The 14,653-nt window shown below is 68.1% G+C and carries 14 protein-coding genes; 10 read left to right on the top strand and 4 right to left on the bottom strand.

The window, feature by feature from the left end:
- Positions 1-15: 15 nt before the first annotated feature.
- From IE241_RS19030 to IE241_RS19015, 4 genes are all read right to left on the bottom strand, one after another.
- On the bottom strand, positions 16-585 hold the full coding sequence (locus IE241_RS19030) for a hypothetical protein (protein ID WP_190022992.1): 570 nt from the start codon (positions 583-585) through the stop codon (positions 16-18).
- Positions 586-630: 45 nt separating this feature from the next.
- Positions 631-2,505 (bottom strand): hypothetical protein, encoded by a 1,875-nt coding sequence (locus IE241_RS19025; protein ID WP_229899496.1) that lies wholly within the window; start codon positions 2,503-2,505, stop codon positions 631-633.
- Positions 2,506-2,718: 213 nt separating this feature from the next.
- Positions 2,719-3,303, bottom strand: coding sequence for a hypothetical protein (locus IE241_RS19020; protein WP_190022990.1), 585 nt, complete (start codon positions 3,301-3,303; stop codon positions 2,719-2,721).
- 29 nt (positions 3,304-3,332) lie between these two features.
- Positions 3,333-5,342: a hypothetical protein gene (locus IE241_RS19015; RefSeq protein ID WP_190022989.1), complete on the bottom strand. Its 2,010-nt coding sequence runs from the start codon at positions 5,340-5,342 to the stop codon at positions 3,333-3,335.
- A 117-nt stretch (positions 5,343-5,459) separates the two neighbouring features.
- Between IE241_RS19015 and IE241_RS19010 the strand changes: the two genes are divergently transcribed.
- The 10 genes from IE241_RS19010 (at position 5,460) to IE241_RS18965 (ending at position 14,630) form a co-directional block, all read left to right on the top strand.
- A complete protein-coding gene (locus tag IE241_RS19010; protein WP_190022988.1) occupies positions 5,460-5,855 on the top strand; it encodes a DUF3592 domain-containing protein in 396 nt (131 codons plus the stop codon).
- Positions 5,856-6,080: 225 nt separating this feature from the next.
- Positions 6,081-6,971, top strand: coding sequence for a zinc ribbon domain-containing protein (locus tag IE241_RS19005; protein WP_190022987.1), 891 nt, complete (start codon positions 6,081-6,083; stop codon positions 6,969-6,971).
- 157 nt (positions 6,972-7,128) lie between these two features.
- The gene (gene cpaB, locus IE241_RS19000; RefSeq protein WP_190022986.1) at positions 7,129-7,854 is read left to right on the top strand and encodes a Flp pilus assembly protein CpaB; all 726 of its coding nucleotides are present in this window, start codon (positions 7,129-7,131) and stop codon (positions 7,852-7,854) included.
- Positions 7,855-7,862: 8 nt separating this feature from the next.
- Positions 7,863-9,197 carry a CpaE/TadZ family protein gene (locus IE241_RS18995; protein WP_190022985.1) on the top strand — a complete coding sequence of 445 codons (1,335 nt, stop codon included), beginning with the start codon at positions 7,863-7,865 and terminating at the stop codon, positions 9,195-9,197.
- Positions 9,194-9,628, top strand: coding sequence for a TadE/TadG family type IV pilus assembly protein (locus IE241_RS18990; RefSeq protein ID WP_190022984.1), 435 nt, complete (start codon positions 9,194-9,196; stop codon positions 9,626-9,628). The genes IE241_RS18995 and IE241_RS18990 overlap by 4 nt, the downstream gene beginning before the upstream one ends.
- Positions 9,629-9,631: 3 nt before the next feature.
- Positions 9,632-9,991 carry a TadE/TadG family type IV pilus assembly protein gene (locus IE241_RS18985; protein WP_190022983.1) on the top strand — a complete coding sequence of 120 codons (360 nt, stop codon included), beginning with the start codon at positions 9,632-9,634 and terminating at the stop codon, positions 9,989-9,991.
- Between the two features lie 80 nt (positions 9,992-10,071).
- Positions 10,072-11,409 (top strand): TadA family conjugal transfer-associated ATPase, encoded by a 1,338-nt coding sequence (locus IE241_RS18980; RefSeq protein WP_190022982.1) that lies wholly within the window; start codon positions 10,072-10,074, stop codon positions 11,407-11,409.
- Positions 11,410-11,426: 17 nt separating this feature from the next.
- Complete coding sequence (locus IE241_RS18975) at positions 11,427-12,368, top strand: type II secretion system F family protein (protein WP_190022981.1); 942 nt, start codon at positions 11,427-11,429, stop codon at positions 12,366-12,368.
- A 22-nt stretch (positions 12,369-12,390) separates the two neighbouring features.
- Positions 12,391-13,260 (top strand): DUF5936 domain-containing protein, encoded by an 870-nt coding sequence (locus IE241_RS18970; protein ID WP_190022980.1) that lies wholly within the window; start codon positions 12,391-12,393, stop codon positions 13,258-13,260.
- Between the two features lie 8 nt (positions 13,261-13,268).
- Positions 13,269-14,630 (top strand): sensor histidine kinase, encoded by a 1,362-nt coding sequence (locus tag IE241_RS18965; RefSeq protein WP_373300713.1) that lies wholly within the window; start codon positions 13,269-13,271, stop codon positions 14,628-14,630.
- Positions 14,631-14,653 lie beyond the last annotated feature (23 nt).

The following is a 14,653-nucleotide window of genomic DNA, read 5'->3' as shown; positions in this document are numbered from 1 at the left end:
GCGCGCGTCACCCGGTCACCCGGTCACCCGAATGGATTCGACGATCTTGCCGATGTCGTCCTCGGACAGCTTTCCCTTCACGGCATTGATCCGCACCAGGAACGCTTCGTCCTTCTTGTCCATGCCGACGATGTCCACCCCGGTCATCCGGGTCCCCTTCGGCGGCGTGTTCTGCTGGCCGGTGGACGTGAACTCGTAGTCGACGCGCCGGGCGTCATCGGTCCCCCGGACACCGACCTTCTTCTGTCCTCCGAGGGTCGACCCGAGCTGGACGCTGGCCTCGGCACCGATGGCCGCCATCTCCGCCGACGTGGCCGTGGTGAAGTTGATCTGCACACCGACCTTTCCGACCGTCTTCGCCCCTTCCGTGAGGGTGGCCGCGGCCGCGGTGTGACTACCCCGGTCGGCAGCGCCGAGCTCGGTAAAGCCGGGCGGGTAGGAGACGGTGAGCCGCTGGGCGTCCAGCGACTTCCATCCCTCGGCAGCGGAGGCACCCGCATCCTTCTCGCTCCCGCAGCCGGCCAGCAGCACCGCCGCCAGCGCGCCGACCCCGACGCCCTTGAGAGAGCGCAGCACAGGCTTCACGTCCGTCCCCTTCCCATCCCCATCGGTCACGTCGCAGCTCTCCCGTCACTTCGCGCAGTAGCTGTACGGTACGTATCCGCGCTTTCCGTCCGCAGGCGCACCGAGGAACTTCGCCTCGTCCAGCTTCTGCTTGCTGTGCTCCGTGGTCACCTTGAAGCCGAGGCTGAGTCCCAGCGTGAGGTCGAAGCCGTACTCCGCGGCGCTCGATTCGCCGTTGTAGTGCATCTTGCTGGACATGCCCTTGTCGAAGAGGAGCTGGCCGAAGCGGTCGTCGTCGCCGGGCCGGGTCGTCGGCGCGTGGTCGCCGAACATGTAGGTGAACGGAGCGGTGTTGTCTCCGGACCCGTCCAGCCACTTCTCGGCGGTGGCCCGGTCGGCGTCCCCCTTGTTTCCTTCCGGGAACACGATCGAGTTGGTGACGACGTCGACGTCGTTCGTCTTGGAGCTGCCGCCGGCCTTGGCGCCGCCGCCCTTCTTGTCGGCCCCGTCCTTCCCGTTGTCCTTGGAGCCGCTCGCCTTGCCGCCGTCGTTGGCCTTCCTGTCGACCGTCTGGGTCATGTCGATGCGGGTGAGCTTGCCGGTCTTCTTGTCCCGGGTGACGGTCATGGTCCCGGTCCGGGCGACCGTTCCTTCGGAGGAGCCGCTGAGACCACCGGCCTCGGCCCCCACCTTGCCGCCGTACTCCATTCCGGCGGAGTACGTGTAGGCCTTGGTCCCGTTGATGTCGTTGTTCGTGAAGGTGACCTCGGGAGAGAACTTGAACTTTCCGCCCAGCTGAGCGGAGAGCTTCTTCTCATCCGCAGCGGAGATCTTCAGGCCTGCCTCGGCCGAGCCTTCGAGACCGATCTTGCCGTAGCCGATGTGCCGGTCGCCGAGCTTCTTCTCGATCTTCTCCCGCTCCTTGGCGTACTTGTACCCCGAGTACCAGTTGCCGCCGCCCATCCCGCCGTACTTCGTGGCGGTCTCCCAGGTCTTCATCACCTCGATGTCCTTGCGGAACTTCTCGGCCTGCTCCGGGCTGTCGAAGGCCCAGGTGTCGCCGTTGGTGACCTTGACGCCGGCGCCCAGCTCGACCTTGTCGGTGCCCAGCTTGCCGACCTTGAGACCCGGCTTCCACTCCCCGGTCGCGCCGACCGAAGCGGCGTCGGTGAAGGTGAGATAGACCTTCTGGTCTTTGCCGTCGACCTTGCCGTCGCCGTTGACGTCCGTCTTCGACTGGAAGGTCTGCTGCTGGAAGCCGTACTCGTTGCCCCACTTGAACCAGGCGATCTTGGCTTCGCTGCCCGCGGTATCGGCGACGGTGGCGATGTTGCACAAAGGCGGCTCGAAGTCGGCGTCCTTCTTCCCGCCGGCCTCCGCCTGGCCGCCTGTCCCGCAGCTGCCCCCGAGGGCCCGGCAGAGCTTCTCCTTGATCTTCCCGCCGATCGACGCCCCGGCACCGGTGGCCAGCAGTCCGGCGATCACCGCGACGACGACCACCAGCGTGCCGATGTAGTCCACGGCCGTCTGCCCGAGGTCGTCCCATGGGCGGCCGGAGCGCTCGCCCTCTCGCCCTCCCAGCAACCGGTCCAGGAGCAGGGCGCACATTCCGCCGAAGACCAGGGAGGCCACCGCCATCCACACGCCTTCGGCGACGATGATGTCCCAGCTGCCGAACAGGTTCCTCAGCGTGACCGCCACCGGAACGGCGAGCGCGGCAAGGAGGTGGAGCGGGAGCGAGTGGCGGTACGGCTCCTTGTGCAGCCGCGCCGCGACCAGCGCGGAGAGTGCGATCACCAGCACGCTCGGCACGTGGAGCAGTGCCATGCGCCAGCCGAACGACTCCAACCGCTCCGGCGTCGCGAGCGCGTTCAGGGCGAGGACGCCCAGCAGGTATCCGGCGCCTAACGTCACCACGAGGCCGGCGGCCCAGGAACGCATCAGGGAGAAGAGAACTCCGAGCCGTGACGCCGGGGGATCGCCGTCGAACCGACTCGTCGGCCCGCGCCCCCAGTTGGTGCCTGCCCCGTTCATGCGTCGCGCCCCTCCCCCTCGCGTGATCACGTGAGGGGGACGCTAACGGCGCTACGGTCCCAGGGTCTTGGGCCCTGGGACCCCAATTCGCCGACCCGGGGCCCGCATTCGGCCGGCAGGTCAGCCGGTCACTCTGACGGACTCCACGATCTTGTCGATGTCGGAAGGGGAGACGGCACCCTGTTTCCTGATGATGCGCACCAGAAAAGGCCTGTCCTTGGAGTCCATGGCGACGACATCGGTGCCGTCGAGAGTGGTCCCTTCCGGAGGAGAGTGATCCAGTCCGTTCGACACCCGGGGGTCGTATTCGATGCGACGGGCCTCGACGCCCCCGAGCTTGATGTCCTTCGAATCCTTGGACCCGCCGCCCAATACGTAGGTGGCTTGGGCCCCCGACGCAGCCATATCGAGGTCACCGGCCCACATGAACGACGTCTGGACGGCGATCCTTGCAACGATGGCGCCGTCCTTGCTCAGGGTGACGCCGGTGGTGTTCGGCTTCTTCTCCTGCTCCGGAGGAACAGGCTTCCACCCCTCCGGGTAGGACACCTCCACCTGCTTGGCGTCCAGAGTCCCCCAGCCTTCCGGCGCCTTCGGGCTGCTCTCGGCGCTGCACCCGGTGAGCATGCTGCCGGCGAGGGCGGCTGCCCCGATCGTGACGGCAGCACGGCGGGTGCAGGACTTCGATGGCGTGGTGACGACCATGGCAACTCGCTCTCTTCCGGCTCGCTCGTTCACTTGGAGCAGAGGGCGAAGGGTACATAGCCGCGCGTGCCGTCCGGCCGGGGGCCGCCCAGGAACTCGGCATCGCCGATGCGCTGCACCTCCTTGGAGAACGAAGCCTTGTAGCCGAAATCTCCGATGCCGAGGTTGACATCGAATCCGAATTCTGCGGCATCGGTCACACCGGCATAGTCGGCCTTACTCGAGATGCCCTTCGCGTACATCAGCTTCTCGAAATCATCGCCGTCCTTCGGCTCACTGGTCGGCGCTTCGTCCGAAAAGATGGATTCGATGGGCTTCGTCTTGCCGCCGCGATTACCCTTCAGCCAGTCATCGGCGATATTGCGGTCCTTGTTCACGATCGACTGCAGAACCGGGTCGGTCGAATCGTCGAACTTGAGCATGTTGGTGACCACCCGCGTCTGGGTGGCCTCGTCCGACCTGCTCCCGCTGACCTTCCCCTTCGACTTATCGTTGGTGGCGGGATCCTCCTTGACCGACCCGCCGGCCTCGCCACTCGCTTTGCTGCTGCCCTTGCTCTGAATGGTGTGCGTGATGACGACGGACTTGAGCTTTCCACCGGGTTCGCGATTGACCGTTATCGTTGCCGCGCGCTTTTTGCTGATCTCACCCTTCATCCCGAGCCCCACGCCGCTCGCTTCGGCGCTGTTGGCCTTCTCGAGCTCGTAAGAGTAAGTTCTTCCCTCAAGGTTGTTGATGCTGTCATGGGTGACGGTCACCGAAGGTGAAACCTTCAGCTTTCCACCCAGCTTCCCCGTGAACTTCTTGGCCTCGTCGGGAGAGAATTCGAAAGACCCGTTCACCGAGCCCTCCGCAGCAACCGTGCCGTAGGAGATCTTCTTGCCGTCGACTACCTCGTTGATCTCGCGCCTTGCCTTGTAGAAGCGCTTGACGGCGTCGCTGCTCACGCGCGGGGATTCATGCGCCCGCCCACCCGTGGCACTACTCTTGGTGGCCGCGTACTCGTTCAGCTTTTTCATGAAGTCGTCCCGCTCCTTGGCGGAACCGAATTCGAACGTGTCGCCGCTGGTCACCTTGATGCCGCCCTCAAGCTCCATCCTGGCCGGCTGCTCGTCGAACTTCCCGGCCTCCATGCCGAACTTGGGCTTCCATCCCGCACCGACCTTGCCGGCCTCGGAGAAGGTGATACGGAACCGCGGCACGGTTTGAGGCTTTCCGTCGAAGCCCTTCACCGTCTTCATGAAGTCCTGCTTCTGGAAGGCGTACTCATTTCCGATCTTGAACCAGCCCAGCTTCACCTCGTGCCCCGCGGTGTCCGTGACGTTCAAGGTGTTGCACAGACCCGGCTCGAAGGCGGCTTCATTCGGCTGCTTCGCGACGGAAATGTCCGGCGCACCCGTCGAGCAGGATCCTCCGACGGCCTGACAGATCTTCGCCTTGATCTCGTCCGCAACGGACTTCCCGAGAGTCGTGGCAGCCAGAGCGACCATGACCGCCGCGACCACCACGAGCATGCCGATGTACTCCACGGCCGTCACCCCGGAGTCGCCCCAGTTGTAGTGGACGTCGCCCCCGCGGGCACCGCTGAGGAAGACAGCGACAGCCGCTATGACACCGCCGACGATCGCCGTTCCCGCAATGACGCCGACTGCTTCGGCACCCCAGAAGTCCCACCCGGAGAAGAGGAGTTCGGCGCCGGTCAGTACGGGTGCCCCCAGTGCGGCGAGCAGGGTGAGCGGAAAGGAGTCCCTGTGCGTCTCCGGGAAGATACGGGCGGCCACCCACCCGGCCAGGGTGTTGCAGAGGAGATTGGGGGCCCAGACGAGCATGAGCCGCCACGCCAGGGAGGACAGTCGTCCGTCCGTCAGGAGGGCGCCGAAGCCGGTGAGGTCGAGCAGGTAGCCGGCGCCGTAGAGCACGAGAAAGCCCACGGCCCAGGAACGGATCAGAGGGAAGAAGGGGCCGGTGCGCCGTGGGACCGGTGCGCCGTACGGCGGATTTGCCACTCTTGAACCGAATCCGCCACCTATGCCGGTCATGCCCGCGCGCCCTCTATTCTTGATCACCTGCAGCCCACGCTAGCCTGCGCAGACTGCCCGGTCATGGGCCCACGGACCTACGCCGGGCCCAAAGATCGTTTACGACGGGGGCACATCTTGACGGAGATCGCGGCGGCCGGAGCGATCAGCCTGTGGGTACTGCCGGCGTACTTCCTGCACCGGTTGCTGACGATCTTCAGGGTGATGCGGTACGGCCTCAAGGCCGAGGCGGAGTGCGTGGAGGTGCAGATCTCCTCGGGCCGCGACGACACCACCTATCACCACGTCTTCGAGTTCGACGCCGCCGACGGCCGGCGCATCCGTTTTTCCGAGGACGTTGCACAGGGCATCCAGCGCGGCTACCGCACGGTCGTCCACTACGACCCCGCCAACCCGGAGCGCACGGCCACGATCGCGAGCCGTGATGACATCGCGCCCATCCTGCTCCCGGCCTTCGGCCTGCTGGTCGGGGGCGCTGTCTGGATTGCGTTCCTCCCGGCGGCGTTCAGCTGATTTCGGCTCAAGCAGCGCAGTCGAGCCGGAGCCATACCCTCGACATCGGAGATAACTTGCCCCACTTTGCCCATACCTGAGGCTCTCAAAGCACCCCGCCAGGGGAATGGGATGGTGTTCTCCGCGCTCCCGTGACGCGGATAAAGTGCTGCTGCAGTTGTACGGGGGAGAATGATTTGCGGTCGCCTGCAGCACGGGGCGTCCGGAGGGGACAGGGAATCAGACGTGGCGACCGCGATAGCAGTTACCAGCCCTGATCTGGTGCTGGCGCCGCTGGACGGGCGGACGCCGTCCGCAGCGGTGCTCCAGCCTCCGGGCGAGCAGTCGCTGGACGACGCTCTCGCCGCCGTGCAGGCACTGGTGGAGCAGTGCGGTCACGTGATCGTGCTCTACCCTGCGTCCCTCGCCGTGCCCCACGAGCGCCGGCTCCAGACGATCCGTTCGGTCCTGGAGAACGGCAGGATCGCACTGGTACGGGTGGATCTGCCGCCCCTGGCGCTGGCCGTGCTCGCGCGGCAGCTGCGTCAGATCTCCGTCTTCGATTTCGGTGCCGGCGTCGTCGGGTCGGCGGCACTGCTGTTCTCGCACTACCTGTACGCGGGTGCCCTGCTTAACTCCGTGGCCAAGCTCGACCACGTGGCCGTGGGGCTGAAGGCCCATGCGAAGTCCTGGGTCCCGGGTTCACAGTTCGGTGTCCTGGCCGGCCCCACGCCGGAGCTGATCAAAATCGGCGCGGACGGCGGCATGCTCGCCGGGCCGAAGTTCGGCACCTACCTGACCGTCGCTCAGGGCCGTATCGCCTCGGACTGGGTCACCTCGGCCCTCGCACCGGCCTGGGCCGTCCAGTCCCTCCACCAGGCCGAGCTGCCCAAGGAGTCCCTCCGCTGGTGGGGTACGGGCAAACTGGTCGAGTTCGCCGCGGGGATCGGGGATACTTCGGTGCTCGCGCAGCTGGTCGCCTCCGTGAAACGGCAGCCGTGCCCGTGGTGCGGACTGGAGCTCATCGGCGAGCGCTGCGTGTTCTGTTCCGCGCCTCTCTCGCCTCACGCGAACCAAGAGTCGTCCAGCGGCGTCGTTAGTCCCGAAGCCGGACTGCAGGGGCAGTCCGCCGAGTGACCTGCAGAGGGCACATCCCGGCCGCACGCCGCCGCGCGGCCGAGGTGGTGCGCACTCGCGGCACTTCTCCCGAGTACGAAGCGAGTACAGAGCAAGCTCCAGCGCGTCCCGCACCGCCGCTCACCGAATCCACCCTTGAACGAGGTAGTCCGCACCCATGAACTCACGCCAGCGCCGCGGCATCATGCTGCTTCTCCTTTCCGTTGTGTGCGCCTTCGCCGCATTCATCGGTGTTCTCTCGGTGATCAACGACGTCGACTCCAAGGTGGGGCCCGAGGTCACGGCGTACGAGCTGGCGACCGACGTCCCCGCATACCGGGCGCTGGAGGCCCGCGACTTCAAGCAGGTCTCACTCCCCAAGCGGTGGCTGCCCAGCACGGCGGTCACCAGCCTGGATGACGTCACGGGGAAGATAGCGGTCAATCCGCTCAGGGCGGGCTCCCTCTTGCAGTCCGACATGATCGCCGACCGGCCCGCGCTCAAGCCGGGCCAGCAGGAGATCGCGATCATGATCGACGCCGCGACGGGTGTCGCGGGAAAGATCACCCCTGGTGCCACCGTGAACATCTACGCGACGTTCCAGTCCGCGACCGGCAAGGGTGACGCTGCGGAGAGCGCCGCCCAGCCCCGTTCCAAGGTCATCGTCAGCAACGCCAAGGTGATCGACGTCGGCAAGCTGACCCCGCTGGCCCCCAAGCAGGGCGAGTCGCAGTCCGGCGGCTCCGCCGTGCCGATCACCTTCGCGCTCGAGACCCTCGACGCCCAGCGCATCGCCTACGCCGAGTCCTTCGCCTCCCACGTCCGCCTCGCGCTCGTCGCGCCGGGCAGTGACACGACCATCCCGCCGAACCAGCGGGACTACACCCTGAACGGCGACAAGTGAGGTAACGGATGGCCACAAGAATCCTCCCGGCCGTCGGTGACGCAGACGCCGCCCGCTCGGTGACGGCGTTGCTGAGTCAGCTCCCGGACACCGATCCCGCCCAGCCGGCGGGCAACTCCACCCAGCTCATCGACACCCTCACGCAGCTCGCGCACGAGTCGATGGCCGACCTTCCCGAGGTCGTCCTCGTTCATGAGCGGATCGGCCCGATGCCCGCTCTGGAGCTCGTGCGCGAGGTGGCGCTGCGGTTCCCGGCGGTCGGGGTCATCCTCATCACGGCGGACACCAGCCCCGCGCTGATCTCCGCCGCCATGGACGCGGGCGCGCGCGGCCTGGTCGGTCTGCCCCTGTCGTACGACGAGCTCGTGGCACGGGTCCGGGCGACGGGCAACTGGGCCGTCGGCGTGCGCAAGCATCTGACGGCCGAGGCCGGAGCCCCCAGCGGTCCCGGCGGCACGGTGGTCACGGTCTCCGGCGCCAAGGGCGGCGTGGGGACTTCGGTCATCAGCATCCAGATGGCACTTGCCGCCAGGGCCGCCGGCCGGAGCGTCGCGCTGGTGGACATGGACCTGCAGAACGGGGACCTCGCCTCGTACCTCGACGTGCAGTTCCGGCGGTCCGTCGCAGACCTCGCCGACATCCACGACATCACGCCGCGCGTCCTCCAGGACGTCGTCTTCAACCACGAGACCGGCATGGGCCTGCTGCTCGCCCCGGGCGACGGAGAGCGCGCCGAGGAGGTCAGCGAGCGGACGGCCCGTCAGCTCGTCAGCGCGCTCCGCGGCCGGTACCAGGTCGTCGTCATCGACTGCGGCTCCCAGATGACCGGCGCAAACACCGCGGCCATCGAGGTCGCGGATGTCGCCGCACTCGTCCTCACCCCGGACGTCGTCGCCGTACGCGCGGCCAAGCGGATGGTGCGGATGTGGGAACGGCTCCAGGTCCGCAAGGCGGAGGAGACCATCACCGTCGTCAACCGCGCCGTGCGCAACACCGAGATCCAGCCGCCGCTGATCGAGCGCATCGTCGGCACGCGGATCGCTCGCACCGCCGTGCCCGCCCACTTCAAGGACCTGCAGCCCGTGGTGGACGCGGGCCGGATGCAGGACCTCGACAGCCGGAGCGTCGTCAAGCAGGCGATGTGGGGCCTGGCGGGCGAGCTGGGTCTGGTGCGCAGCGCCGCGCAGCACGCGGCCGGCAGGAAGGGGCGCGCGAGGTACCGCAGCGACCGGGGAGCTGTGGGCTTCCGCCGCCGTCGCGGGGACGGCCACCCCGGGGACGGTGCCGACGGCGGCATATCTCCGGACTCCCCGCACGGCGAGCCGGACGGGACCGGGCGATGAAGAGCCGGTCGGCGCGGCTGCGCGACCCCGGGAACGATGACCGGGGAAACGGTGACCGGGGGAACGACGACCGGGGCCAGGTCTCGGTCGAGTTCCTGGGCATCCTGCCGCTGATCCTCCTGGTGCTGGTCGTGCTCTGGGAATGCGTGCTGGCCGGCTACACGTACACGCAGGCGGGGCACGCGGCCGACCGGGGTGCCCACAGGGGGGCCACGGCGGCCGAAGGGGCTCGCGAGGCGGCCTGCCGGGGCGGAGCGAGAAGCAGCCTCGGCGCCTCCTGGCAGGACTCGGCCGAGATCCGTTGCGGCGACGACTACGGCAACGGTCTCTACAAGGCCGAGGTCGAACTGGAGGTCCCCGTGCTCTTCCCGGGCTTTGCGAGCTTCCCCGTCCCGGTCAGGGGCAAGGCGGCCGTGGCGAAGGAGGGATGAGGCATGGCGAAACGCGCCCGTCGCGGTGACCGGGGCCAGGCCGCGGTCGAGTTCATCGGCATGCTCCCCGTGCTGATCCTGATCGGGCTGGCCGTGATCCAGACGGGCCTCGCGATGTACGCAATGGAGCAGGCGGGCACCGCGGCGCGCGCCGCAGCGCGCACGGCCGGCCGCCCCGGCATGGAGAACAGCTGCCGGTCGGCAGGCAAGGCCGCGATCAGTGGATGGATCGCGAACAGGACCGACATCCGTTGCCTGACCGGAGTCGACGAGGCCACCGCGTCCGCCGAGGTGTCCATTCCGTCGATCATCGGGTTCGATCTGGGCAGCACCACCAAGACCGTCACGATGCCCCGGACGTGACGCACCCATGACCCGTCCGACTCACCTCGCCCGCCCGTGATCCGTCCTCAGCCGAGCGCAAGACAGAAGGAGCCCCGAATATGAGCCTGAGGGCGCGCATCAACGCACCCGAGGCAGGTGGCACGCAGCACGAGGAGAACCATCTCGTCGCGGTCTACCGCGCCAAGCTGCTCGAGGAGATCGACCTCGCGGAGATGTCCTCGCTCACGACTGCCGAGCGCAGGGCCCGGCTGGAGCGCGTCCTCGGCCACATCATCAGCCGAGAAGGACCGGTCCTCTCCACGCACGAGCGCTCCCAGCTCATCCGCCGCGTGGTGGACGAGGCGCTGGGCCTGGGCATCCTGGAGCCGCTGCTCGAGGACGCCTCCATCACCGAAATCATGGTGAACGGGCCGGACCAGATCTTCGTGGAGCGCGCCGGCCGGGTCGAGCAGCTGCCGCTCCGCTTCGCCTCGGGCGAGCAGCTGATGCAGACCATCGAGCGCATCGTCTCCACGGTCAACCGTCGCGTGGACGAGTCCAACCCGATGGTGGACGCCCGTCTGCCCTCCGGTGAACGTGTCAACGTGATCATTCCGCCGCTGGCCCTGTCCGGCGCGACGCTGACCATTCGCCGGTTCCCCCGCGCGTACACCCTGCGCGAGATGATCGGTCTGGGCTCCCTGGACGAGCAGATGCTGGCGCTGCTCTCCGCGCTGGTCCGGGCCAAGTTCAACGTCATCGTCTCGGGGGCGACCGGCTCCGGGAAAACGACTCTGCTCAACGCCCTCTCCGGGCTGATCCCGGAGAACGAGCGCATCATCACCATCGAGGACTCCGCGGAACTGAGGCTGCAGCAGAGCCACGTCATCACCCTCGAATCCCGGCCCCCGAACGTGGAGGGCAACGGCCAGATCACCATCCGCGACCTGGTACGCAACTCCCTCCGTATGCGGCCCGACCGCATCATCGTCGGTGAGGTCCGCGGCGGCGAGACGCTCGACATGCTCCAGGCGATGTCCACGGGTCACGACGGCTCCCTGGCCACCGTCCACGCCAACAACGCCGAGGACGCCCTGATGCGTCTGCAGACGCTGGCCTCGATGTCCGAGGTCGAGATCCCCTTCGCGGCGCTGAAGGACCAGATCAACAGCGCGGTGGACGTCATCGTCCAGCTGAGCCGCAATGCCGACGGATCGAGGAAGATCAGCGAGGTCGCCGTCCTCGACTCGCGCGGCCGGGAGGACTACAAGCTCGTCACGGTGAGCCGGTTCACGGCCCGCCCGATGTCCGCGGACGGCGTCGTATACGGCGAGTTCACGTACTTTCCGCTTCCCCGCCGGGTGGCCGACCGGCTCTACCTCAAGAACGAGCCCGTCCCGCCCGCCTTCGGCGTGGCCGAGTCCGACGATCAGCTCGCCGCGCGAGAAGCCAAGTAGGAAGTCTGCCAACGGACATGGACAAGTTTGTGCTCTTGACGATCGGCGCCACGCTGCTGTGCTGCGTGCTCGCGATCGTGGGCGTGCACGTGTACGCGACGGGCAAGGCCCAGCGCGAGGCGCTGGTCGACCGGCTCTCGCAGCGGGGACCGGAGATACGGACCGGCGGACGGCGCCCGGCCTTCCGCGGAATCGACCGCCGGATCCGGAAGACCTCGTTCGGCAAGAAGATCGAGCGCCGGCTCGCCGCCACGGGACTCCGCGTCACACCCGGAGAGTTCTTCGTCTACATGATCGGCGCAACCGCCGGCATGTGGATGGTCGCGAGCATGCTCCTGGCTCCGTTCTTCGGCCCCATCGCGGCCGTCGCCGGGCTCTGGGGCGCGTTCGCCTATCTCAACTGGCAGCGGCAGAAGCGGAACGAGAAGTTCATCAATCAGCTGCCCGAGCTCTCCCGCGTCGTCGCCAACGCCACCCAGGCCGGCCTCGCCCTGCGCACGGCGATCGCCATGGCCGCCGAGGAGCTCGAAAGCCCGGCCGGTGACGAGCTGGCCCGGGTCGCCGATCAGCTGGCCGTCGGCCACACCCTCGACGACGCGCTCGACGAGCTGGCCAAGCGGCTGCCCTCCCGGGAGCTCGTCGTCCTGGTCACCACCCTCGTGTTGTCCAACAAGGCGGGCGGTACGGTCGTCAGCTCGCTGCGCAGCCTCACCATCACCCTGGAGGAGCGGAAGGAGACCCGCCGCGAGGTGCGCACCCAGCTCTCGCAGGTCACCGCGACGGCCTACATCGTGCCCGGCATGGGGCTCGGCGCCCTGCTCGTGATGGACAGCATCTGGCCCGGCGCCCTGGACAAAATCACTGGTTCGGTGATCGGGCAAGGCGCGATGATCGCGTCCATCGCCCTGTACGCGCTGGGGTTCTTCCTCGTCCGCCGCCTCGGCAAGATCGACGTCTGAGAAAGCTGAGAGAAGCTGCACCATGGGACTCCTGCTCGCACTCGTCTTCGCCCTCTCCATCGTCGGCGTCTTCTTCGGCCTCCGTCTCTACCGCGCCGACGCCAAGCTGCCCGCCGACCTCGCCGTCGCCCTGGAGGTCGGCGCCACCCGGACCAACGCGGCCGGCTCGCTCATCGACCGCCTGGGCATGCGCTACGCGCCCATGGTGCTGCGCATGATGGGGCCCGAGCGGGTGAACAAGACCCGCCGTCGCATCGACATGGCGGGCAACCCCGGCGGCCTCACCATCGACCGCTACGCCGCGCGTCGGTTCGTCTACGGCTTCACGGGCGGCATCGGCGGGCTGGTGATGCTGGCCGGAGGGAACGTGCTGCTGGCCATCGTGCTGTTCGCCTTCGGTGCCGTGTGGGTGGAGGTCGGCCTCTGGTCGGCCGTCCGCGCCCGCAAGGAGTCCATCGAGCGCACGCTGCCGGACTTCCTCGATGTTCTCGCCGTCGTCGTCTCCGCGGGCCTCGGCTTCCGGCAGGCCCTGGACCGTACCGCCGAGAAGTACGAGGGACCGTGGTCCGACGAGCTCCGCATCACCCTGCGCCAGATGGACATGGGCGTCAGCCGCCGCCAGGCCTTCGACGAACTGCGCAAGCGCAACGACTCCGAGCAGGTGGCGATGTTCGTCACCGCACTGCAGCAGGGCGAGGAACTCGGCTCGCCGATCGTCGAGACGCTGATGGCCATCGCCGACGACATGCGGCGCACGGACGCGCAGAACGCACGGCGCAAGGCCGCCAAGGCCGTGCCGAAGGCCACCAGCATCATCACCATGATCATGGTGCCGGCCACGATGATCCTCATCGGTACGGGCATGTTCCTCGGTTCGGGCCTGCTGGGGTAGGGGGAAAAGTGACCACGGCGTACCACACGGGCGCCGGACCGTCGGCCGCGATCGTCTCCGGCGGTGCTCCCGGGCCCGAGGAGGTCGCGGCCGATGAACCGGCGCTCAGAATCCAGCTCGGCGCACTTCAGGCGCTGTGCAGACAGGTCTTCGGCTTCCGGCTGGCGATGATCGCACTGGCGACCCCCTTCGCCCTCTACGGGGCGAGGCGCGGCTGGCCCACCTGGCTGGTCGGGTCCGCGATCCTGTTCACTTTCATGGGCTCGTACATCCTGATCCGCGACTGGGAGCGCTTCGGGCCGCTGCTGCTCAAGCACCCCGCGCTGCTCGGCCTCGACACCCTCTTCGGCGCGCTCATGCTCTTCACCGCGACGCCGGAGAGCCCGCTCGCCTACGTGACCATCTGCACCCCGCTGCTCGCCGGGCTCGTCTACGGATGGCGGGGGGCGGGCATCTTCGCGGCCCTCACCGTCCTGATCGTCGGTCTCGCATACGTGGGAGACCGACGCGTGGACCTCAGCATGGACGGGGCCGCTCTGCTGCCGGGAGTGTGCATCCTCGCGGGCGCGGTCGGTGTCATGCTGCGGCGCCTCCTGCTGCGCTTCGGTGCAGCCAGCAAGGCGCTGACCGATACCCGTTCCCGGCTTGCCGTGAGCGAGGCGGTGCAGAGCGAGCGGGCGCGCCTGGCCCGGGAGATGCACGACTCGGTCGCCAAGACGCTGCACGGACTGGCGCTGGCGGCCGACGGACTGGCCTACTCCGCCGACCGCATGGACCCGAAGCGGCTGAAGGAACAGGCCGAACTGGTGAGCCGCTCGGCGCGGCGTGCAGCGGCGGAGTCCCGTGAGCTCCTCTCGGACCTGAGGCGCGAATCAGGCCTGGACGGAGGTGTGGACGTCACCGTCGAACTCTCCGCACGGGTCGCCGACTTCGCGCGCCGGTCCGGCCTGAGCGCCGCGTGCCGGTCGATCGGCAAGGCCGCTGTCCCCGCGGTTCCCCAGGTGGTTGCCCGGCACCTGCTGACCATAGTGTCCGAGGCGATGGAGAACGCCCACAGGCATGCCGCCCCCTCGGTGCTCGACGTGTCCGTGGGCGTGGTCAAGGGCGCAATTCGCATCAGCGTCCGTGACGACGGCCGCGGCCTGCCTCCCGGTACGACCTTGGAGGAGCTCAAACGGAGCGGACACTTCGGTCTGGTCGGGATGGTGGAGCGGGCGGCACGGATCGGCGCCCGGATCCGCATCGGCAAGGGAAGCGCGGCGGAGGGCACGGAAGTGCGCCTGGAATTCCCGCTCGCGGCGCTGGGCCCGGGTACCGCCGGAGCAGGGCCGCCGGAGCAGGGCCCCGCCCGCAGGCCCGAGGCCCGCTAGTCCCCCAGTCACTTCCGCCCGTC

Source organism: Streptomyces hiroshimensis, from assembly GCF_014650335.1.
Taxonomy (GTDB): Bacteria; Actinomycetota; Actinomycetes; order Streptomycetales; family Streptomycetaceae; genus Streptomyces; species Streptomyces hiroshimensis.
This window is presented reverse-complemented; position numbering and strand designations above follow the sequence as displayed.